Source organism: Pedobacter hiemivivus, from assembly GCF_004331685.1.
GTDB lineage: Bacteria > Bacteroidota > Bacteroidia > Sphingobacteriales > Sphingobacteriaceae > Pedobacter > Pedobacter hiemivivus.
This window is the reverse complement of the sequence record NZ_SJSM01000009.1, coordinates 65,222-88,297: the sequence shown is the minus strand read 5'-3', so window position 1 is coordinate 88,297 and position 23,076 is coordinate 65,222. Positions and strand designations below refer to the sequence as shown.

Genomic DNA, 23,076 nt, shown 5'->3' with positions numbered 1-23,076 from the left:
TTAAACCATAAGCTTATGAAAAGGATTTATTTCCTGTTACTGATTTTATCGGTATTGGCCACTGCATGCAAAAAAGGAAAGGTTAGCCCCGAGCCAGTAGTCCCGGTTATACCAGTAATACCTGTTAATCCGGCTGATCCCGGTTTGCCCACTGCGGCAAAGGATGGTGTTGTATTTATCAACAATGGTACGTCGGCTATTGTAACCCTATATGCGCCATTTAAAAAATCGGTGGCTTTAATTGGTGAATTTAATGATTGGAAAGGCGCGGCTATGAAAAATACCCCGGATGGAAATATCTGGTGGCTGCAGTTAGATAATCTGAATCCTAATACTGAGTATGCTTACCAGTTTTTGGTGGATGATGATTTAAAAATTGCCGATCCATATTGCGAAAAGATTCTGGATCCGATTGATGATATTCATATTGATAACAACACTTATTCGGGTTTAAAGGCTTACCCTGTTGGTAAAACTACAGGTATTGTAAGTGTAATGCAGGCCAATCAACCAGTATATACCTGGAAAAACTCGGCAGGTTTTACCAGACCAACGAAAAATAACCTTGTGATTTATGAGTTGTTGATCAGGGATTTTACAGCAGAGCATAATTATGCTTCGACACTGCAAAAGCTAGATTATTTGGTCGGATTGGGTATAAATGCAATTGAGTTGATGCCTGTGAATGAGTTTGAAGGGAATTTGAGCTGGGGTTATAATCCTTCATTCTATTTTGCTCCGGATAAATATTATGGTACAAAAACAGCCCTTCAAGGTTTTATAGACGAATGTCATGGTCGGGGAGTAGCAGTTATTCTGGACATGGTGCTAAACCATTCTTTTGGACAGTCGCCCATGGTGCAACTTTATTTTGACAAGCCTTCGGGTAAGCCATTCGCTATCAGTCCATGGTTTAACACAAATTCCAACACTCATCCTTATAATGTAGGTTATGATTTTAACCATGAAAGCGCGGCCACAAAAACCTTTGCGAAAAATGTGATGAAGTTTTGGATGCAACAATATAAAATCGACGGGTTCCGTTTTGACTTATCGAAGGGCTTTACTCAAAAATTATCATCTGACGATGCCTCATTTAGTGCTTATGATGCGAGTAGGGTAGCGATATGGAAAGACTATAACAATTACATAAAAAGTATTGATGCCAATAACTTTTATGTGATACTAGAGCATTTTTCCGATGCAACGGAAGAAAAGGTTTTGGCTGATGATGGTATGATGCTTTGGAACGGTTTAAACGTAAATATGAATGAAGGTATGATGGGCTGGCTAGCCAATTCTGATTTCTCTTGGGCATTTTTTGCAAAACACGGTTTTGGGAAGTCAGAAAATCTGCTGAACTTTATTGAAAGCCACGATGAGGAACGCACCATGTTTAAAAATCTAGCTTTTGGCAATGCGTCTGGAAGTTATGATGTGAAAAACTTTGCTGTTGCACTGAAAAGGGAAGAAATGGCCGCAGCATTTCTCTTTGCAATACCAGGGCCCAAAATGATCTGGCAGTTTGAAGAATTAGGCTATGACATTAGTATAAACTATAATGGCAGAACGGGCAATAAACCTATCCATTGGGAGTATTTTCAGCAAACGGAACGCAAAGCATTGTATAATGCTTATGCAAAATTCATCAACCTGAAAAAGAAGAACGGTATTTTCAGTTCAGCCGATGCAACTTATAATTTGTCGGCCGGAGTTAAGTATATTAAGCTAATAGAGTCCAACAATACAGTTGTAGTTGTGGGAAATTTCGATGTGAGTAGCAAAGATGCTAATGTAGACTTTGGTGCTTCGGGCATATGGTATGATGCCGTAACCGGGACAACAATGACCTTAACAGGGAATACGTACAACAAAACGTTGGCACCGGGTGAGTACCACATCTACAGTAGAACAGCGCTGAACGCCGGTTGAAATAAATAACGTTTTTAAAATAAAATGTCTATTTTTACAGCCCGATTATGGAACAGATAAAAACATCATTTGATTTTGAAAAGCCTATTGCTGAGCTAGCCCAGCAAATTGAGAAGGTTAAACAAGTTGCCGATAAAACCAAAGTAGATATGTCTGCTACCTTAACTGAGCTTGAACAAAAGTTGGAGAAAACCCAGCAATCATTATATAGCAACCTTACAGGTTGGCAAAAAGTTCAAATGTCTCGTCACGCTGAGCGACCACAAACTTTGGATTATATCAGCATGATTTGCGATGATTTCATCGAGATGCATGGCGACAGAACAGTTAAAGATGATAAAGCGATTATAGGTGGTTTTGCAACAATTAATGGCGAGACTGTAATGATCATTGGTCATCAAAAAGGCAAGAACACTAAAGAAAGACAATACCGCAATTTTGGTATGGCCAATCCTGAAGGTTATAGAAAAGCGCTTCGCTTAATGCGTTTAGCAGAGAAATTCAATAAACCTGTGATTTCTTTCATCGATACCATGGGTGCTTACCCTGGCTTAGAGGCTGAAGAACGCGGACAAGGGGAAGCTATTGCACGTAATTTGCTTGAAATGTCTGTTCTAAGAGTTCCTATTCTTTGCTTTGTAGTGGGCGAAGGTGCATCTGGTGGTGCATTAGGAATTGGTATAGGTGATAAAGTATATATGTTGGAGCACACCTGGTATTCTGTGATCTCTCCTGAATCTTGCTCGTCTATTTTATGGCGTAGCTGGGATTTCAAAGAGCGTGCGGCAGAATGCTTAAAATTAACTTCTGATGATATGTTTAGAAATAAACTTATTGATGGAATTATTAAAGAACCGCTAGGTGGTGCACATCAAAACCCTGAGTTAATGGCACAGACTGTGAAAGATCAGATTATAAAGGATCTTGCAGTGCTTAAAAAAGAAAAGACAGACAAGATGATTGCTACAAGGATTGATAAATTCTGTGCAATGGGTGTTGTCAATGAAGGATAAAACTCGCATTCTGTTCTCCGTCTGCATTAATTTGCCCAGAAGAAGGGCAAACAAACGCTAGGCCGGTTCACAGAAAACTCGTTTTTACCGAACTATAGCATGATGCCAACAACAAATAGGCCTGCAATCAAATTGCAGGCCTATTTTGTTGTTGAGTATTTTTACTTTAGTTATTCAGTGCTTATAATTAAGCACTGAATAAAGTTGGGTTACATTATTGCCCAGCGGCAAAGTATGGCGAGAACCTTGCTTCAAGCCCTTCAAATTGATGGTTTAAGCTTTCGCTCAGTTTTGTTTGCTGGTGCTGTGTTGCTGTTTTAGACATCTGATTTAGGAACGATAGACCCAATTGGACATTCTGTCCGCCAACAAATTTACGTTTGCTCTCAGAAACATCAGCCAGGTAAGTAAGTTCCTTTTGAATGTATGCTGCAGACTTTTCAATTAAAGCATTTGCTCTTTTAGCATCGCCTAATAGGTATAGGTTTTCTGCCATGAAATAGGTGCCCATCATAGAACGCATTCCGTAGAAACGCTCGGGCATTACTTCAAAATAGCGGTTTACAACTTTCTTAGCATCTTCAGTTTTACCTTCTTTGATTAAGCCAGAGATGGTATTGTTGAATACGTTGGTGAAGATCGAGATGTCATCTGATGATTGAGGATCAAGGTACTTTGCATTCTTGATGTTGCCCCATACAAACTTATCCATTACGTTTTTGTAAAGAACAGGTGTGTTGATCAGCTCTGCTCTATTTTCCGATGTGTCCGCTTTTAATGGCAACAGACGCAAGGCTAAGCCTTCGTTGTATAAATAGTTGTCGAGGCCATTGTATTGATCTGAAGGCACTGTGCTAGCAAAATAAATAGGTCTTTTCCAGTTGTTGTGTACCAGGATATCAAAGAAAGCCAATGTGCCTTTAGTTACATAGTTTTTATTAAATGTCCACTCCAATGCAGGAGCAATTTTACTCGAATCAGCTGGGCTTACAACGCCATTTTTAATTACGTCGGCTTTATTTATTGTAAGTTTAAAATTCTTGGTAGGGATAAAGTTCTCTCTGGTTCCATCTTGTAGTGGAAGTTTATCTTCAGCATCATCTGATAAAAGGATAGCAAGAATATTACTTAACTCTACAGCACCAGCAACTTTATAATCCTGGTAATACATTACATCTCTAACACCTTGTACATATTGAGAAGGCTTCATGGTTATAGGCAGAGGTGCAGATTCGTTTTGCAATTTTCTTGTTCCATTGATATACCAGTCGGTGTCAAACAAACTTAAGTTAACCAGTTTAATATCCGGTCTGATGTTTTCTACCTCTTGTGCGTACCATAATGGGTAAGTATCGTTATCACCATAAGTAAATAGGATGGCGTTAGGTGCGCAGGATTGCAGGTAATCGACTGCAATGTCGTGAGCTACCATTTTGCTCGAACGATCGTGATCATCCCAGCCTTGGGCACCCATAATAACCGGTGCGGCAAATAAGCCCGTGATAGTCGCTAATACTGCTCCGGTTGCGGGTGTTAATTTTTTAAACAACCACTCGCGGATGGCCAAGACTCCTAGACCTATCCAAATGGCAAAGGCATAGAAGGACCCGGTATAGGCGTAATCTCTTTCACGAGGTTCAAGCGGCTTTTGATTCAGGTAAAGCACAATGGCCAGACCGGTGAAGAAAAACAACAAGGCAACAATACCTGCGTCTTTTTGATTTCTTTTAAAGTGCCATATCGCGCCCAGTAAACCCAATATTAGTGGAAGGAAGAAGAAGCGGTTGTAAGCATTACTTTCTACGATAGATGGTGGAAGGTTCTTCTGATCACCAAGCATCATGGCGTCAATAGGTTTAACACCACTTAACCATTGCCCTTCGTATAAACTTCCTTGTCCCTGATCGTCATTCTGACGGCCTACAAAGTTCCACATAAAGTAGCGCATATACATTTGGCCAACCTGGTATCTGAAAAGGAAACCAATGTTGTCAAATAAGCTTGGGAAACGCTCATCATCAAAACCCATCATGTCTTTATAATAAGAAACGTGGCGTTGCTCGTCGCTATACATCCTTGGGAAAGGAGTAGTTCTGTCGTATTCGTACTCAGTCTTTTTACCGGCAACTTCATACTTGTCATCACCTTTTCTATATAAGGTTTTACCTTGTGTAAGGTTAACTTTTTGTGAGTTGTAGTTAGGACCAAATAATAATGGTCTGTCGCCATATTGCTCCCTGTTTAAATAGCTTAGGAATGAAAAGGCATTTTCAGGATCACTGTTGTTTAGGTTAGGGCTAGCTTTTGCACGGATAACGATCATGGCAAACGAGCAATAACCAAATATGATGAGTACGGTTGATAGCAATGCTAAGTTTAAAACTTTTTTCTGGTGATTGATAGAGTAACGGATTCCCCATACTAAACCAGCTATTACTAATATGGCAAAGAATAGTACACCTGTTCCAAAACCCAATCCTAATGTGTTGACGAAGAATAAATCAAAATATGCACCGAATGAAACCAGGTATTGTATGATTCCATACTGTATAACGGCAAGGATAAGTATACCTATGACTCCTGTTTTAATAATTCCTGCAGTAGTAGGCTTATCTGTCTTTTTAAAGTAGTAAACAAAAGCGATGGCTGGAATGGTTAATAAGTTCAATAAGTGGATACCTATTGATAAACCCATAATGTAAGCTATAAATAGCAACCATCTGTCGGCACGTGGCTCATCTGCTACAGCTTCCCATTTTAAGATACCCCAGAAAACGATGGCTGTAAATAAAGATGATAAAGCATATACTTCAGATTCAACTGCAGAGAACCAGAAACTATCTGAGAAAGTATAGGCTAATGCACCAACTGCTCCAGCTCCCATAATGGATATCAAATTACCCTTAGAGATTTCTTCGTTTTCTTTAATCAGTACTTTCTTAGCTAAAGCTGTGATGGTCCAGAATAAGAATAATATGGTGGCGCCACTGGCAATGGCCGAGCCCACATTCATAAAATAAGCAACCTTCTCAACATCGCCAAAAGCGAAAAGAGAGAAGAATCTTTGAATCATTAAAAACAATGGAGCACCTGGTTGATGCACAACTTGCATTTTAAAAGCAGAAGCTATAAACTCGCCACAATCCCAAAAACTTACAGACGGTTCTAATGTTAAAATATAAGTTACAGTGGCAATAAGAAAGCAAAGCCAGCCAGTAAGATTATTAATTTTTGAATAATTCATTTTTTTATTGAATAGTTAATGTGTTATATGAGGCGATTAAAATGCAGCCGAAAATAAAGAATAAGATTGATAATAGCGCAAAGTCTGAAGGAGTTTAACATTTTTTAGTGATTTGTTGGCTTCATCATTGGGCACATGGAATTTGAATAGGGGCTAAGTTTGCTGAAACTGGAGGTCGGTTAAGGGCTTCTCCTCACATCATACACACATTCTACACACTTCCTTCACAAAAAGGTACCTGTTTGTGGGTTTGGTGTGAAGGAGGTGTGTAGAATGTGTGAAGAAACATGCTTCTTGTGAACAACCATGCTATATCTGTAGCTTCTTTGGTTATTGAGTAGATAATGTGAGCTACGGAAAAAAAATAATTATTTTTTTATGGCAAACAAATCGCTCATTTTTAAGTGGTTATTTTGGTGTTCCGACTTATGACTTAAAATATTTTATTTTTTTTTGGGTCATCTCTTGCAAAAAAGAAAAATCTGCGTACATTTGCATTCCCTTTCAAAGCAACTCTAATTAGAAGCTTTTAATCGGAAAGATTGCCCGATAGTATAAAGGTAGTACAACGGTTTTTGGTACCGTTTGTCTAGGTTCGAATCCTGGTCGGGCAACTAATAATATTCGGATTGTGGTTTAGTTCGCAATCCGATTTTTTTTTAACCAGCATTGATATACCTTCAATCATGCCATTGCAATTTAACCCCGTTAAACTTTTTGCCGGAACAGGTACAAAAGAATTAGCAAAAAGAATTGCCGAACAATACGGCAAACCACTAGGCGATGTAACTTTAAACAAGTTTAGCGACGGTGAGTTTCAGCCTTCTTACGATGAAACTGTACGTGGTTGTGATGTTTTTATCATACAATCTACTTACCAACCTTCTGATAATTTAATGGAATTGTTGTTAATGGTTGATGCTGCTAAAAGGGCTTCGGCACATTACATTACTGCAGTGGTTCCTTATTATGGTTTGGCAAGACAAGATAGAAAAGATAAACCAAGGGTAGCAATAGGTGCTAAATTGGTGGCTAATCTATTAAAATCTGCAGGTATTCACAGGATCATGACTATGGATCTTCATGCTGCACAGATACAGGGATTTTTTGATATTCCGGTTGATCACCTGGATGGTTCTGTCATCTTTGTTCCTTATATTAAAAGTTTGGGACTGGAAAACTTAATCATTGCTTCGCCAGATATGGGCGGTTCTTATCGCGCACGTACTTTTGCAAAGTTCTTTAATGCAGAGGTTGTAATTTGTGATAAGAGACGTAAGCGTGCAAATGAAATTGAGTCTATGTCTATCATCGGTGATGTAGTAGGACAGGATGTTGTTTTGATTGATGATATTTGCGATACGGCGGGTACTTTGGCAAAGGCAGCGGCTCTGATCATGGAAAAAGGTGCTAACAGTGTAAGAGCAGTTTGTACACATCCAGTGTTATCAGGAAAAGCTTATGAAACCATTGAAAACTCAATGTTAACTGAGCTGATTGTTACGGATACCATTCCTTTAAAACAGGAAAGTGCAAAAATAAGGGTACTGACTACAGCTCCATTGTTTGCAAAGGCAATTGCTAATGTAAACGAGCATGGGTCTATTAGTGACCTTTTTAATGTTTAAGAATTATAACAAATAAAATAAATAAAAATGAAAACAATCGCAATTAGCGGTTCTCCAAGAGAGAACGTAGGGAAACGCGATGCTAAAGAGCTTCGCTACGAAGGTAAAGTTCCTGCAGTATTGTATGGTGGTAAAGAGCAAGTTCACTTCGCTGTTTTAATCACTGATTTAAAGGATGCTATTTACACTCCAGAAGCAAATTTTGTTGAAATTGAAGTTAATGGTACTAAATTAAAAGCTATCATTAAAGAATTACAATTTCATCCATTAACAGAGGTGTTGATGCACGTAGATTTTCTTCAGTTATTTGATGACAAAGAGATCTTAATGGAAATCCCTGTTAAAATTACTGGTACTTCTCCAGGTGTTAAAATGGGTGGTAAATTGGTTCAAAAATTACGTAAACTTCGTGTTAAAGCATTCCCTAAAGATATGCCTCAAGCAATTGAAGTGAGCATCGCTAAAATGGAAGTTGGTAACTTGTTCCGTGTACGTGATCTTGCAAAAGGTAACTACGCTATCACTAATACTGGTGAAGATACTATCGTTTCTGTTGGTATGTCGAGAGCTTTAAAACAAGCAGAGCAAGCAGCTGGTAAAAAATAATTTTTGCTAAGCAATTGAAATATAAAAAGCAGTACCTAATCGGTGCTGCTTTTTTTGTGTTTACTATTATATTTGTGGTAAGATGAAATACTTAATTGTTGGTTTAGGGAACATTGGTCCTGAATATGCGCATACCCGCCATAATATTGGTTTTATGATTGCTGACGAGCTGGTAAAGCAGCAGGAGGGAACATTTACGAACACTCGCCTGGCTTATTATGCTGAAGTTGGTTTTAAAGGTAGAAGGCTGCATGTGATTAAACCAACTACTTATATGAATCTAAGTGGTAAGGCGGTAAACTATTATATGCAGGAATTGAAAATTCCGCTAGAGAATGTACTGGTGATCGTTGATGATCTGGCATTACCTTTGGGTAAACTGCGGCTGAAATTACAGGGGAGTAGTGCGGGACATAATGGTTTGAAGAGCATTGAGGGGCTTTGTGGTGGACAGGGTTATCCACGCTTACGCTTTGGTATCAGTGACAATTTTGGCAGGGGACAACAGGCTGATTACGTGCTGTCTCCCTTCGATAAAGATGAATTACCTGAGTTGCCTGCATTGATAGATAGAAGTGCCGAGCTGATCAAAAGCTTTGTTACCGTCGGCCCAGCTAAAACTATGACGGCCTTTAACCAATAGTTTTGGTATATTCTTGTATTTTTTTGTGTAATACTGCTGGTTCGAATGGTTTACTAATCACGTCATTGGCACCGGCAGCTATAGCGGTTGCTTTGTCCGTATCCATCACTGCTGCAGAAAAGGTAATAATGGGTATGTTTTCTTTCCCGCTTGCATAGCCTTCTCGAATCAGTTTGATCGCTTCTAGTCCATTCATGACCGGCATAAAGGTGTCCATTAGAATAAGGTGGTAATCGTTCTCTCTCAATTTCTCTAAAGCTTCTTTTCCATTTTCTACTACATCCATTTCAATCTGCCAGCTTTGCAGAATTTTAGTAATCAGGAATTTATTGATGGGGTTGTCTTCAGCAACAAGAATTCTGGTATTGCTAAGTGGTATTAGTTTTTCTTCTATAGGTTTTATATCCACGGTCGTTTCTTTAAATATTTCGTACCAGTTGGTAAAGCAAAAGGTACTTCCTTTAAACTCTTCACTTTGCACCTCGAGTAGGCCGCCTTTAAGTTTTGCAAGGTTTTTAACAATTGATAGTCCTAAACCAGTACCTCCAAATTTAATGGTTGTTTGTTCATCTGCCTGCTCAAAGGTTTCGAAAATCTTATCAATATTCTCTTTCGCTATGCCTATGCCCGAATCTATAATCGAAAATTTGAGTTTAACGTTGTTCCCTTTTCTGTCCAATATCTCCACCTTTAGGCTTACGGAGCCTTCATGCGTGAATTTAATGGCATTGCCAATGAGGTTCATCAAGATCTGATTTAAACGAAGGGAATCTGCATAAATCATTTTTGGCAATTCAGTATCAAGATTTATGGTTAGATCGAGTTTCTTTTCAACAGAAGGTATGCGCAGCAGGTCTATTACCGCCTCGCATATTTTAACAATGTCCGTAGGTGCTCTACTGATTTTAAATTTCCCCGATTCTATTTTCGACAGATCAAGGACATCGTTAATAACGCCAAGTAAGGAGTTTGAAGAAACCTCGAGTAGGTTAACCATTTCGAGTTGCTCATCGCTAAGGGGTGTTCTCTTTAAAAGTTGAGTAATTCCAATAATTCCATTAATTGGTGTGCGGATTTCATGGCTCATATTGGCCAAAAAGTTCTCTTTAATGCGTTTGCCTTGTTCGGCCAGGTCTTTTGCTTTGATCAGTTCTTTCTGATTGGCTTCGAGCTCCTTATTTTTAGCTTTTACTTCCCTTTGATTTCTAACAAATTGGATAAATGAATCAACTTTAGCAGAGGTGATATAGGGGTCTAAGGGTTTATATAAATAATCAACTGCACCAGTATTTAATCCTTTAACTGCATGCTTAGTTTCTTTGGATATGGCGGTCACAAATATGACCAGTATTTCTTTAGTTCTGGGGTTACTTTTTAAAATCTCTACCAATTCAAATCCATCCATCTCAGGCATTTGAACATCAATCAATGCAATGGCAATATCCATTTCCCATGATAACCTAAGTGCTTCATTGGGATTGGTGGTACTGATTATATTAATATCATTTCTTTGCAGAAGTGCTTCAAGGGCAATAATATTTTCGGGTCTGTCATCAACAATTAATATGTTAATTTTTTCCATGCTTTTTATTCTTAATTGAGCGGTTTTAATCGCTATGCTATTTTTTGGTAAATGTTGTTCTTTTTGTCTATGACTTTAAAGCGGCCCAGTTCACTACTCCTTAATGTCTCTTTAGAACCCAGGCATAAAAACCCAAAATTAGCCAAACTATTGTAAAATAGTTCTATGACCTTTTTTTGCAGTTCGATATTGAAATAAATCAGGACATTACGACAAGAAATTACCTGGAACTCATTAAATACCCCATCCGAAGCGAGGTTATGTACTGAGAACAGAATATTTTTTTTTAAGGAATGATGAATCGATGCCGCGTTATATTTCGCAGTATAATAGTTGGATAATGTGTTTGTTGTTTCAGTTTTCTGAAAATTTTCCGCGTATTGTTTCATCTTTTGCAAGTTGTAAATCCCATTTTTAGCTTCTGCCAACACATCGGAATTAATATCTGTACCGTAAAAAAAACAGCGGTCATATAAATTCTCTTCAGCGAACATGATGGCAAAAGAATAGAGCTCTTCTCCTGTCGAGCAGCCCGCATTCCATACTTTAATCCGCTGATAGGATTTTAAATAAGGGATGACATGAGTCGCAACTGACTTGTAAAAGGATGGATCTCTAAACATTTCAGTTACATTAACGGTTATTTCAATCAAAAATGATTCAAAATAATCCTGATCATTCGTTAATAAGGTACGTAAGTCGAACAAGCTTAGTTTTTGCAGCTCCATAATTCTGGTTACCCTTCTTTTTAAGGATGCAGCAGAATAATCGCCGAAATCAAAGCCATGAATATTTTTTATCAGGACAATGAGGTTATCGAGTTCTCCATAGTTTATGGTTTCAATGTCGTTATTCATCTTAGCTTAGCCAAACTCTTAACATTGAAAGTAGCTTATCCATATCGACTGGTTTTGATATATAATCATTAGCTCCGGCCTCAATACACTTTTCCTTATCATTTTTCATTGCTTTAGCGGTTAGGGCAATGATAGGTAACTTCGCGAAATCTTTTTTGCTTCTGATGATTTTCATGGCTTCATAGCCGTCCATTTCTGGCATCATGATGTCCATCAATACAAGATCGATCTGATTGGATTCGTCTAGCTTTTCTATGGCTTCACGTCCGTTATTTGCAATGACAATTTTTAGGTCGTAGGCCTGTAGTGCACTTGATAGCGCGAATATATTACGCATATCATCATCCGTGATTAAAATGGTTTTATCTTTTAAAACCTTTTCCATTGTAGACGAAGCTTTACCGCTATGATGTTTACTGATGGTAACAGAAGTTATAGGACCATCTTGTTTTAGTTTGTTCATAAACAAGCTCACCTCATCTATTAGCCTATCGTTAGATTTATTAGATTTTAGGACCATGGCCTCGGTATACTTCATGATGTGGGCCATTTTCTCTTCATCCAATTCCATCGCAGTATTGATGATTACAGGGATATGAGCGCACTCAGGACGTGCTTTGATGATATCTAGCAATTCGAATCCTGAAATGTCCGGAAGTTTGAGGTCTAGAATAATACAATCAAAAGTATGTTCCTCTAAAAGGGCTAGCGCTTCCTTGCCTGTAAAAGCTTGTTTTACTTCAACACCTTTGCCTGTTAATTGTTGTGTTAGGATAGTGCTATGCAGTTCCTGATCTTCAATAACAAGTACGGTATTTAGGTTATATTTTAAATGTGCAGCACTCAGTAGTTCGAATGCCTCGTCGAGTTGTTCTTTTTCTGTTGGTTTTTTCAAAAAGCCAATCGCACCTTCTTTTTTTGCTTTACCAACTTTTTCATTTCCTGCCGACATCATGTGTACTGGGATGTGTTTGGTTCTTGGATCAGCTTTGAGTTTTTTTAGGATAGTCCAGCCATCCATTACCGGTAGCATAACATCCAATACTATGGCGTCGGGAAGTTCGGAGAAGGCCATTTCAAGGGCGACATCACCACTGTGGGCAAGAATAGGGGCAAAGCCTTTTTCTTTTGCGTAATCATTAAGCAAATCCGCAAATGCCAGATCATCTTCAATTATTAGTAATTTTTGTTTTTCGTTTGGATGACTTGGGATGAATTTTGGGTCGGGAAGGATAGGAGTGATGGTTGGCTCTTCGATTTCAATTATCGTGTTCTGATGATGTTGATTATTTGCTTCATTGTTTTTTGGAATGAAGAAAGTGAATTTACTTCCTTGTCCTTGTTTACTTTTAACTTGAATTTCTCCACCCAAAATATGCGCTAGTTCTTTGCTAATAGATAAGCCCAATCCTGTGCCGCCATATTTTCTGCTAGTCGACCCATCTGCTTGTTGGAAGGCTTCAAATATGAGCTTTTGCTTGTCTGCAGGGATGCCAATTCCAGTGTCTTTTACTGTAATGGCAATGATATCTTCAGTAGTCGTTTTTAATTGACTGGAGAAAAAGACCGTATCCGGTTTTGCCTTATGGATTTCGAGTGTAATTTCTCCATGCTCTGGCGTGAATTTGAAAGCATTTGAAAGCATGTTTTTGATCACTTGTTTCACTCTTGATTGATCGGTAAGGATTGCCTTTGGTAATTCTTTGTCAAGTATAGTCTGGAAGTTGATTTTTTTACTTCTGGCCAATTCCATGAACAAGGCCTCCACATCTTGTTTGATGTCCGTTGGTTTTAATAGCGATATGTTCAGATCTAGTTTTCCGGATTCGATTTTAGAGAGGTCAAGAATGTCGTTGATTAATGTTAATAAATCTGTTCCTGCATTATGGATTACACCTGCATACTTTATCTGGTCTTCATTAAGATTTTCAGGACGGTTTTCTTTTAAGATACGGGCTAGAATTAAGATACTGTTTAAAGGTGTTCTTAATTCGTGACTCATATTGGCCAGGAACTCTGATTTATATTTACTGGAAATCTCTAATTCCTCTGCTTTTAAACTTATGGCTTCTTTAGCCTGGTTTACAGTGATGTTGCGCTCTTCAAGTTGCTGCGCTTTTTCTTCCAGTTCTGCATTGGTTTGGCGTAGCTCTTCCTGTTGAACTCTTAGTTCTTCTTCTGATGCTTGCAGTTGCTCCGATTTGTAAACCAGTTCCTCGTTCGTGGTACGCAATTCTTCCTGCTGGCTTTCCAGTTCTTCTGCCTGCTGTTGAGTTTGCTCAAATAATGCTCTTAGTTTTACGCGGGCCTTAGCACTGTTTACACCAACGCCTATGCTTTCTGCAACCGTATTTAACAGCAATTGGACGGTTGCATTAGGTTGCTCATTTAATCCTAATTCAATAACGGCAATGGATTCATCTTCAAAAACTATAGGCATTACGTAAATACAGTTGGGTGGGGCTTCCCCTAGTCCGGAATGCACTTTAATATAGTCTGCCGGTACATTCTCCAATAGCTTATTTTGTTTTTCGGTAGCAGCTTGGCCAATAAAACCTTCCCCAAAATGATATTCATGTCTGATGCTTTTTGTATTCTGCCAGGCATATCCTCCTTTAAATTTGATGGTGTTTTTAGTTTTATTAACGAGGAAGAAAGCACCAATAGGTGCATTGATGTAGTTGCAGATTTTAGTAATGATATTGGTAGCCAGTTCATCTAACTCCTGCTCGCCACGCATAGCTTCGTTGATTGTGGTAGTTCCTAACAGCAACCAGTTTTTTTGCTCGTTCTCAGCTGATATTTTTTCCAGTTGAAGGTTTGAATCTCTGATCTGGGCCTCTGTTTCTTTCTGCTGATCAAATGTTCGTCTGATGTAGGATAAGAGGAATAGGATTAGGAAAAATATGATTACAGAACTGAGTACAACCACAACTTCGCTTTGAAGGCTACTTTTATGAATGTTTGCTTTCCGTTTGACAAGTAATTCTTGTTCAGCTTGAATGATTTTGTCACTTATTTTGAGGATCTTATTTTTTAAAGCCTGTCCTGTGCCAGTCATTACCCGATCTGCTGCGGCATACTTGCCTTTTGCCTCATAAATGTGTAGAACTTCTTTCATTTCTTCTACTTTCTGATGGGCATAAAAATCAAGTGAATCAATGTAGACTTCCTGAGCGGAGTTGTCACTAACGGCATTTTTTAAATCTTGAATCGTATTTAAAATCTTGGTGGAGTTCTCTTTGTAGGGAATCAGATACTCTGGTTTTCCGGCCAAGATATAGCCCCTGAGCCCAGTTTCTGAGTTTAGAATTTGAAATTCTACATCTTTGACCAAGCTAATCACATCGTAGGTATGCCCCTGCCATTTTGTATCGGTGTTTAATTTATCAATGCTAAAATAAGAGGTTACTGCAGAGACCAGAACAAATGATAGGGAGACGATGAAGCCTGTTAATACTTGTTGTTTAAAATTTAGTTTAAACATGTGATATGTTGATGATTAAAATCAATAGGTATAATAATGGACAATATTAGTGATAATATTTAATTAGCTGTCTGCTGATACCTAATTTGTTCGGAAAATTAACTTAATTCTTGTATACTTTGTAAGTATGTAGCACCAATAGAGATCGATTTGTTTCCAATCCAGACCTGACCTCGATCAAATTTAGTTATCTTTTCTTTCGCGACTATGAAAGCACGATGTATGCGAATGAATTTTTTAGCGGGAAGGAGTTGCAACATCTCGTTGAGTGGAACTCTTGTGCTAAGTAGGTTGTTATCGTTGAGGTGTATTTGTGTGTAATTTCCGGAGGCTTCAATATAAAGAATGTCGTTAATTAATACCTTTATTTGTTCGTATCCATCTTTTATAAAGAGATGGAGTGTTTGTGTGTCTTCAGAATTATTTCTCAGGCTGTAAAGTTCTTGTGCTTTATTACAGGCTTTTAAGAATCGGGGGAGGGAAAAAGGTTTTAACAAATAATCAATGGCATCCAACTCAAAGCTTTTTACTGCATGCTCGGAATAAGCAGTCGTAAAAATCACCATTGGGGGAGTGCTTAGCGTGTTTAGAAAGTCAATGCCATTAATATCGGGCATCTTAATATCCAGGAAAATAAGATCAATTTTATTTTCCTGAAGAAAGATAATGGCATCGAAAGCATTTGTAAAGGTTGCAATAAGTTCTATATACGGAACTTTGGATGCGTGTGACCGTACTACATCCAAAGCTATGGGCTCATCATCTATCGCTATAGCAATCATTTTTTAAAGCTAGTCATTTCCTGAAAGCTGGAGCGTAAGGTGAATGAAAAATTCTTTTGCATTTTCCCGGATAATCAGTTCGTGTTGATTTGGATACAATAGGGCGAGCCTTTGTTTTACATTTTGGAGGCCTATTCCAGTTTGTAGTTTTTCAGGATCATTGTCTTGTTTTAAATGAATGCTGTTATGTACGTCAAAATATAGCGTATGTCCACTTGTTTGTAAGGTAATTTTAATATGAGAAGGCGATTGGAGACTGATGCCATGTTTAAATGCATTTTCAACGAAGGGGATGAGTAACATCGGAGAGATAAGAAGATCATTTATTTGTTCTTCAATCTGCGTTTCTATAATGATATCAGAGGAGGTTGAAGTCCTTAGCTTTTGAAGGGCAATGTAATTGTTTAGATAATCTAAATCTTTTGAAAGCATGATTTTATCTTCTATGTTTTCCTGTAACATAAAGCGCATCATATCTCCCAGTTTTTGAATCCCCTCTCCTGTACGTTCTGCTTTTTCCTGCAATGCGGTTCCATATAAGGTATTTAAGGCATTAAAAAGAAAATGTGGATTGATCTGGGATTTTAGGAAGTTGAGGTTGGCATCGGCCTTGCCAAGTTCTGTTTTTAGTGCAATGATCTCTTCTGCTTTTATGGCATTTCGGTCTTTGTAGATTCTCCAGGAAAGTGGGGTGATTAATAGCATTTGAGTTAAAAACGTGCCAAAGGCGGTCATTTTTATAAATTCTTCTCCGCGAACTAAGCTATATAGCAGTGTGAGTGAAATTGAGCTAAATGTTGATCGTATATGGATTGAATTGTTATAAATATTTCTGGAAGGAAGTAGAAGGCCAAAGATACCTGCAAGGATAAGACTTATAGTGGTGCTGATAAACAACATCTTGAAAAAATAGCTTGTAAGTTTCCATTTCTTATTCCACACCTTCGGAATGAGGTAATAGACGGCGTATAGGTACATCATTATTGCGATAGGCATTACCAATAAAAAATAGACCTTTATCAGATCATGGAGTGATAAAAAGAAAACGGTAGAAACCGTAAGTACCCATGTACTGGTTAAGAAACCCGATTCAATGTAAAAACCATTTTCTTTGTTTGCCCTATTGCATGTAAATAGAATAAACAATAGCTTAAGTGCAAGGAGTATTGCCCAATATATATTGATAATGTCTATTAATATTGCAGCTGTAATAAATAGGTATACAAATGCTACACTTCTGGCTGCGCGTCCTTCTTTTTTGTTTAGTTCGGGACTAACATGAAAGACAAGAAAAAGGTAGCATATATAAATGATGAGATAGTTGAAAAGAATTGGGATAAGGTTTTCGCCAATAATTGTGATATTGGATTTACTGATGCCATTTACCGTTGTCGCATGATTAAGACTGGCGCTTATGGGCATTAATGCCCTGTCTACAAGAGAGAACAAAAATGCAATAGTAATGCAGCCGGTGACGATCCATAGTTCTAGTTTTGCAATTTCCTTTGAGTTCATTTGATTTATATTTAGCGTACCTTATTTCCTTTATGATGCAATAATACAAACCCTATTGTTTTGAAATTTTAAAATGTGACGAAACCCTTTAAAAATGTGATGAATTAAATTTTAATTTTGTGGGTATGATCGTATACGGAATACCAAATTGCAATACTGTTAAAAAGGCCAGAACCTGGCTGGAAGAAAATGGGTTTAATCCTGAGTTTCATGATTTCAAGAAAAAGGGCATTACTGCTGAAAAGTTGAACGCCTGGTGTGATGCTTTTGGATGGGAAGCCGTTTTAAATAAAAAGGGAACGACCTGGAAAAAATTGAGTTCTGATGTACAGCAAATGGTAACAGATCAAAAAACTGCGATTGAGGTTTTGCTTCAAAATAATAGTGCCATAAAACGTCCGGTAGTTGAGGTTGATGGGAAGCCTATCTTAATTAGCTTTAACGAGGATCAATATAAGGTTGTTTTTAAATAATTACCATAAAACTTTTCCTGTTAAAGTTTGTTAAATTATATATTTGCCTAGTTAAACAGCCCTACATTTGATTATGCTTAAAAATCTGCTCTTGTTCCTTATGTTAGTTGTTCCATTTAAAATCATGGCGCAAGGTACCGTTTCTGGTACTGTCTATGATTTCGACAATAGGACTTTTCCATTGCAGAATGTTAAGGTGAGGAATCTGAGCACTAGCAGGGTTGAGGCAACTAAGGCTGCAGGACAGTTTACAATCCCAGCTAAAGTTGGTGATTTGATTGAGTTTTCGCTGGTAGGTTACCATACGGATACTTTGTTTTTAATTAACCTGGAGTCGAAAATTATATTCCTACCGGGCAATTCAACGACATTGAGAGAGGTTGAAATTATAAGTGCAAAAATGAATCCCTATATTTTAGCTCCCGATCCCTTGGCTAGACCTTATACGCGAGTCGCTACCGATGGTCTTCAGGGGAAGGGGAACAATGATAGAGCTGGAGGACTACTTTTTAACCTTGGTTATGGAAAGTACAGGAGACAGCAGGAAAAGATTAGACTACTAGAGGAAAGGGATCGGTTTCAAACGGAGATTAATGCTGTTTTTACGGAGGCTTATGTCTCCGACCTCGTAAAACTTAAAGGAGATGATCTGAAGAATTTCATGGCAATGTATAGGCCACCTGAAGAATTGGTGAAAAGTGAAAGACCTTTTAATTACGCTTACTATACGGTTAAAGCTTATCATAGTTGGTTAAAACTATCTCCGGAGGAAAGAAAGATATCCTCAATGCCTAAACTTAAGGCTGATTAATAATACCGTTACAATATAGGCGGATAGCATTTCGTTTTATACCTTTATTAAATTGTAACTAACAATTTAATATGATTCATAAATCCACTTTATTATGTGCTTTGCTATGTGTCTGGTGTCTCACTGGTTTGGCACAGCAAGGCAGTCCCCCTACAAGTAATTACGATCCTCATGCAGCTTTTAGCCCCTTGTTTTATACGCAAAATGGGAATGAATATCGTTCGGCAAGTGGTGCACCTGGTCCTAAGTACTGGCAGAATCGTGCAGATTATAGCATCACTGCAAATCTTGATGAAGTAAAAAATACCGTTTCTGGAATGGTTACTATCACTTATAAAAATAATAGTCCTGACCGTCTGCCTTTTTTATGGTTGCAATTGGATCAGAATTTATTTTCAACGGATTCTCGTGGTAATACTTTAATTGCTTCGGGTAGCCGTTATGGTTCGAGAGGAGAAAAGCTTGTGGGTGGCTATAAAATTGATGGGATTACCGTATCGCAAAAATTGAAGCCGGTAAAATTTACTACCCTAACCGAGGATACTCGGATGCAGATTCGCTTAGCAACGCCGATGGAGGCGACCGGTGATGTAATTGTTATCAAGATGAATTTCTCGTTTATTATTCCGGCGAATGGTTCGGATAGGATGGGACACTTGGCCACAAAGAATGGTGAGGTATTTACCATTGCACAGTGGTTTCCTAGAATGAGCGTTTATGATGATATCCTTGGATGGAATACTTTGCCTTATTGGGGCGCTGGTGAGTTTTACTGCGAGTATGGTGATGTGGATTTTTCGGTAACAGCACCGGCTAGTCATATTGTAATGGGTTCTGGTGAGTTGTTGAATCCGCAGGAAGTGTTGACAGCTGAACAGTTAAAACGTTGGAATGCGGCGAAACTGAGTGATAAAACAATAGCCATCAGGTCTGAGTTAGAGGTGACAGATGTTAAATCCCGTCCAGCAAAAGATAAACTTACCTGGAGATTTAAGATCAAAAATACCCGTGATGTGGCTTGGGCTTCTTCGAAGGCATTTGTACTTGATGCAGCGCGGATTAACTTGCCTAGTGGTAAAAAGTCGCTCGCGGTTTCGGCTCATCCGGTTGAAAGTAATGGCAAGGATGGCTACGGCAGAGCAGTGGAGTATGTGAAAGCTTCGATAGAGCATTATTCTGATAAATGGTTTGAATATCCTTATCCAATGGCGGTAAATGTGGCGTGTAATGTGGGAGGAATGGAGTATCCAGGTATTGTGTTTTGCGGCTGGACTGCCAAAGGTGCAAGTGCATGGGGGGTAATTGATCATGAATTTGGCCATACCTGGTTTCCTATGATTGTAGGAAGTAATGAGCGTAAGTTCGGCTGGATGGATGAAGGATTTAATACTTTTATTAATGGTTTATCAACTGAAGCCTTTAATAAAGGAGAATACAAAAGTCTGCCTGCGGATATGCATGCGATTGGTAAAAGTCTTGGCTCATCGGAACTGGAATACATTATGTTGACTCCAGATGCAATGAAAGAAAGGAATATTGGGATAAACTTATATTATAAACCGGGTTGGGGAATGGATATTTTAAGGGACCAAATCTTGGGGGCTGATCGTTTTGATTATGCTTTTAGAAACTATATCTCGCAATGGGCATACAAGCACCCAACACCTTTTGATTTCTTCCGCGCGATGGAGAATGGTGCTGGTGAAGATCTTTCCTGGTTCTGGAGAGGCTGGTTTTTAGAGAACTGGAAAATGGATCAAGCAATTACTGGTGTTAAAGAAGTTAAACAGGTAGGGGCTATTGCTGGCTATAATATTGTTGTGGCTAATTTGGAAAAAATGCCAATGCCTATCATTATGGAGGTTAAAACAAAAAATGGTAAGACTGATCTGATTAAAATTTCTGTAGATGTATGGATGAGAAATAAGACCTGGACGGTTTATTATCCGACGAATGATGAGGTTGTTTCGGTTGTTTTAGATCCAAAACGTGTTTTGCCGGATGTTGACGAGAGTAATAATGCTTGGCGTAAAAATTAAAAAGAGAAAATAAGAGTGAAAATAAGCCATTCTATTCTAAGGCTGGCATCTCTTAGGCTCCTGAAGGGGAGCAAAGAGCGCCTAGGCCTTTTCACAGAAGGCATATTTTCCTTAAAAGCATGAAGCTTATGAGATAGTGCAGATACATGATGCAAATAGCCGCTATGCTTAGTATAGCGGCTATTTTTGACCATTACTTAAAGAAGCTAGCCTTCAGCTTCTCTGCATCTATTACTGCTTCCGGTTCTTCCAATTTAATTAGCCAGCCTTTTTGTTTAAGCAGATCGATTTCTTCTTTGGCAACAGAAAGGTCTTTTCCTTTAATGTTTTTGTTGAAGACGATTGGAGACTTAGGCTCAACGTTTGCAGGTGTATTGGTTAAGATTTCTAATCTGAATTTAGGCCAGATCTGAATGTCACCCAGTTGGGCAGAGTAGATCTTTTTAGTCGTGTTAGGAGCAATGATGCCTGCAAATTCTCCTTTAAAAGTTTCTTGTCTTTCTGTGGTTAGGCTAATTAAGAGTTGGTAAGATGTTTCATTAACAAGGTGGAAATGTGCCACAGAATTGCTATGTTGATCGGTAACCAATCCGAGGTAAATACCCTCTTTTTTGAATTCGGCCTCCGGGACAACGATATTGGGTTTGTTGGTCACCACATCATTGTCGGTGATGTCGCCATGAACCAATGTTACTTGAGAAGCCAGGACAGGAATTTCAAAATCATTTGAGTCTGTTACACCAATGGTAGTTTTATCAATAATCCGGGTAATGTACCCTTCAATGTTTTCGTCTACAAAACGAACAAAGTCACCCAGTTTTAAATCCATATATTGTTGTGTTTGTTTTTATTATAATTAGGTATACCGTGTCGGCTTGTTTGATGTCTTTTGTTTTGAATCGGTAGAACCGGTATACAAATCTAGTTATTCTTATTATTTTTGCAGCATGGCAGTACAAGAACAGGTAAACAATCCACTACATGGCAAGACCCTTGAGTTTATATTGAAGCAATTGGTATGGCATTATGGTTGGGAGGAGATGGGGAAGTTGGTTAAGATTGCTTGTTTTAATAACAATCCGACACTTAAATCAAGTTTGACTTTTTTGCGTAAGACGGACTGGGCACGAAAAAAAGTAGAAAAATTATATTTGAATACTTTTCATTAATCTCCTATATTGTATGGTGAACTTTTTTTAAATGAGCTTGCCAAGATTCGCTAATTTATTTGCTTTTCTTTTCTTTTTAGGTTTCTTGGTATTTGCCGGTGATTTACGGGCCCAGGAGGTACAGTCTGTTCGAAACAGTATTGAGTTCTCTCCACAAGTTTCTTTAGCGGTGTTTACTGCTGATCATAAATTACGTGGTACAGCATATGGGGGTGAGTTGATTTACCATATGAATACTGTTGCCAGCCACAGACCGTGGATGAGGATGTTGAATTTGAACAGCCTTGATCTGGTTTTTAATTATAAGAATATGAGTGACATTGTAATGGTGTCAGATCCAAGACCAAATAGGTTTGGTGATTCATATGCATTAATCGCTGCACTTAATTTTTCGTTATTGAAGACTAAAGGTTCCGAATTGTTGCTTACGCCAGGATTTGGATTGGGTTATTTGGGGGAAACCTGGTTTACCAATGAAAATATACTTGTAGGTAGTCATATTAATTTTTCGTCGCGGATTGCATTAAAATTATCCACTCAAATTGGTCCATCAACAAAGCTTTTGGCTGGGGTAGATGTTCTCCATTTTTCTAATGCTGGGATAAGGGTGCCAAACAAGGGGATGAATGTGAGTAGCGTTAGTTTGGGTATTGCGCAGTCGTTGGGTGTAAAGAAGGTGGTTAATGATACGGCTTCATGGAGAAAGCCTGCGGAATATAAAATGCACAGTGTGGATGTTGGGGTTAATATAGGTCGGCGTGGAGTTTATAGGAGTAAAGATGGTTTGTATAAGACCGGTTTATATGCTGGATACAACTATCGGTTAGATGCTGTTCTCGGTTTGAGTGCAGGGTTAGATGCCGTTTATTATCATACTATTTATGACCCGCTGAAGAATGATCAAACTTATCAATCTAAAGCAAGTTCGTTTGATAGATGGAGAGTTGGTGTTGCTATTGGGCCTGACTTGTGGTTAGGTAGATTGGGGCTGATGACTAAATATGGTTATTATTTGCACTATCATAGTCTGACAAATATTAAGACCTATTGGACTACCGGATTGAAGTATCAAGTTGCGGAAGGGCTAGCTGTTCAAGCTAAAATGTATTTACATCAAAGTGAAGCCGATTTTGTGGGGTTTGGATTGATGGTTACACGTTGAAAAATCAAGAATAATTTATAGAAATATTTGGTATGTAATTATACTATTGTCTTTTAAGGGATTAATTTTATGTTAACCCCTTGATTTATAAAATGTATTGTCTTACCTTTGCAGTCCCTTATTGAGGGGTAAA

17 protein-coding genes and 1 tRNA gene are annotated in these 23,076 nt (G+C 38.3%); 11 read left to right on the top strand and 7 right to left on the bottom strand.

Features of this window, described 5'->3' with window-relative positions:
• Positions 1–15 precede the first annotated feature (15 nt).
• Both EZ444_RS15240 and EZ444_RS15235 read left to right on the top strand, forming a co-directional pair.
• Positions 16–1,932, top strand: a complete 1,917-nt coding sequence (locus tag EZ444_RS15240) for an alpha-amylase family glycosyl hydrolase (protein ID WP_131610012.1) — start codon at positions 16–18, stop codon at positions 1,930–1,932.
• Between the two features lie 47 nt (positions 1,933–1,979).
• Complete coding sequence (locus EZ444_RS15235; protein WP_131610011.1) at positions 1,980–2,945, top strand: acetyl-CoA carboxylase carboxyltransferase subunit alpha; 966 nt, start codon at positions 1,980–1,982, stop codon at positions 2,943–2,945.
• A 214-nt stretch (positions 2,946–3,159) separates the two neighbouring features.
• Here the strand turns inward: EZ444_RS15235 and EZ444_RS15230 are convergent, their stop codons facing one another.
• Entirely contained in the window at positions 3,160–6,189 is a 3,030-nt protein-coding gene (locus tag EZ444_RS15230) for a glycosyltransferase family 117 protein (RefSeq protein WP_131610010.1), read from the bottom strand.
• A 543-nt stretch (positions 6,190–6,732) separates the two neighbouring features.
• Between EZ444_RS15230 and EZ444_RS15225 the strand changes: the two genes are divergently transcribed.
• From EZ444_RS15225 to pth, 4 genes are all read left to right on the top strand, one after another.
• Positions 6,733–6,803, top strand: a tRNA-Gln gene (locus EZ444_RS15225).
• A 72-nt stretch (positions 6,804–6,875) separates the two neighbouring features.
• A complete protein-coding gene (locus EZ444_RS15220; RefSeq protein ID WP_090777496.1) occupies positions 6,876–7,817 on the top strand; it encodes a ribose-phosphate pyrophosphokinase in 942 nt (313 codons plus the stop codon).
• 27 nt (positions 7,818–7,844) lie between these two features.
• On the top strand, positions 7,845–8,423 hold the full coding sequence (locus EZ444_RS15215; RefSeq protein WP_131610009.1) for a 50S ribosomal protein L25/general stress protein Ctc: 579 nt from the start codon (positions 7,845–7,847) through the stop codon (positions 8,421–8,423).
• 82 nt (positions 8,424–8,505) lie between these two features.
• Positions 8,506–9,066, top strand: a complete 561-nt coding sequence (gene pth / locus EZ444_RS15210) for an aminoacyl-tRNA hydrolase (protein WP_131610008.1) — start codon at positions 8,506–8,508, stop codon at positions 9,064–9,066.
• Here the strand turns inward: pth and EZ444_RS15205 are convergent.
• The 5 genes from EZ444_RS15205 to EZ444_RS15185 form a co-directional block, all read right to left on the bottom strand.
• Positions 9,056–10,648 carry a response regulator gene (locus EZ444_RS15205; protein ID WP_131610007.1) on the bottom strand — a complete coding sequence of 531 codons (1,593 nt, stop codon included), beginning with the start codon at positions 10,646–10,648 and terminating at the stop codon, positions 9,056–9,058. The two genes, pth and EZ444_RS15205, sit on opposite strands and share 11 nt — an antisense overlap.
• A 32-nt stretch (positions 10,649–10,680) precedes the next feature.
• Positions 10,681–11,505, bottom strand: a complete 825-nt coding sequence (locus EZ444_RS15200; protein WP_131610006.1) for a CheR family methyltransferase — start codon at positions 11,503–11,505, stop codon at positions 10,681–10,683.
• Position 11,506: 1 nt separating this feature from the next.
• The gene (locus EZ444_RS15195; RefSeq protein WP_131610005.1) at positions 11,507–14,992 is read right to left on the bottom strand and encodes a response regulator; all 3,486 of its coding nucleotides are present in this window, start codon (positions 14,990–14,992) and stop codon (positions 11,507–11,509) included.
• A 98-nt stretch (positions 14,993–15,090) separates the two neighbouring features.
• On the bottom strand, positions 15,091–15,774 hold the full coding sequence (locus EZ444_RS15190; protein WP_131610004.1) for a LytR/AlgR family response regulator transcription factor: 684 nt from the start codon (positions 15,772–15,774) through the stop codon (positions 15,091–15,093).
• Between the two features lie 9 nt (positions 15,775–15,783).
• A complete protein-coding gene (locus EZ444_RS15185; protein WP_205945277.1) occupies positions 15,784–17,289 on the bottom strand; it encodes a sensor histidine kinase in 1,506 nt (501 codons plus the stop codon).
• A 125-nt stretch (positions 17,290–17,414) separates the two neighbouring features.
• Here EZ444_RS15185 and EZ444_RS15180 point away from each other — a divergent pair, with 125 nt between their 5' ends.
• The 3 genes from EZ444_RS15180 to EZ444_RS15170 all read left to right on the top strand — a co-directional run bounded on the left by EZ444_RS15180 (position 17,415) and on the right by EZ444_RS15170 (position 20,612).
• Positions 17,415–17,762, top strand: a complete 348-nt coding sequence (locus EZ444_RS15180) for an arsenate reductase (RefSeq protein WP_131610003.1) — start codon at positions 17,415–17,417, stop codon at positions 17,760–17,762.
• Positions 17,763–17,886: 124 nt separating this feature from the next.
• A complete protein-coding gene (locus EZ444_RS15175) occupies positions 17,887–18,573 on the top strand; it encodes a carboxypeptidase-like regulatory domain-containing protein (RefSeq protein ID WP_131610002.1) in 687 nt (228 codons plus the stop codon).
• A gap of 71 nt (positions 18,574–18,644) precedes the next feature.
• Positions 18,645–20,612 carry a M1 family metallopeptidase gene (locus EZ444_RS15170; RefSeq protein ID WP_165503625.1) on the top strand — a complete coding sequence of 656 codons (1,968 nt, stop codon included), beginning with the start codon at positions 18,645–18,647 and terminating at the stop codon, positions 20,610–20,612.
• Between the two features lie 193 nt (positions 20,613–20,805).
• Here EZ444_RS15170 and EZ444_RS15165 read toward each other — a convergent pair whose 3' ends face one another.
• Positions 20,806–21,441, bottom strand: a complete 636-nt coding sequence (locus tag EZ444_RS15165) for a hypothetical protein (protein WP_131610001.1) — start codon at positions 21,439–21,441, stop codon at positions 20,806–20,808.
• 118 nt (positions 21,442–21,559) lie between these two features.
• On the opposite strand from EZ444_RS15165, the gene EZ444_RS15160 reads away from it, so the two are divergent.
• Positions 21,560–21,781: a VF530 family protein gene (locus EZ444_RS15160; protein WP_131610000.1), complete on the top strand. Its 222-nt coding sequence runs from the start codon at positions 21,560–21,562 to the stop codon at positions 21,779–21,781.
• A gap of 31 nt (positions 21,782–21,812) precedes the next feature.
• Positions 21,813–22,943 carry an acyloxyacyl hydrolase gene (locus EZ444_RS15155; protein ID WP_131609999.1) on the top strand — a complete coding sequence of 377 codons (1,131 nt, stop codon included), beginning with the start codon at positions 21,813–21,815 and terminating at the stop codon, positions 22,941–22,943.
• The last annotated feature ends 133 nt before the right edge of the window (positions 22,944–23,076 follow it).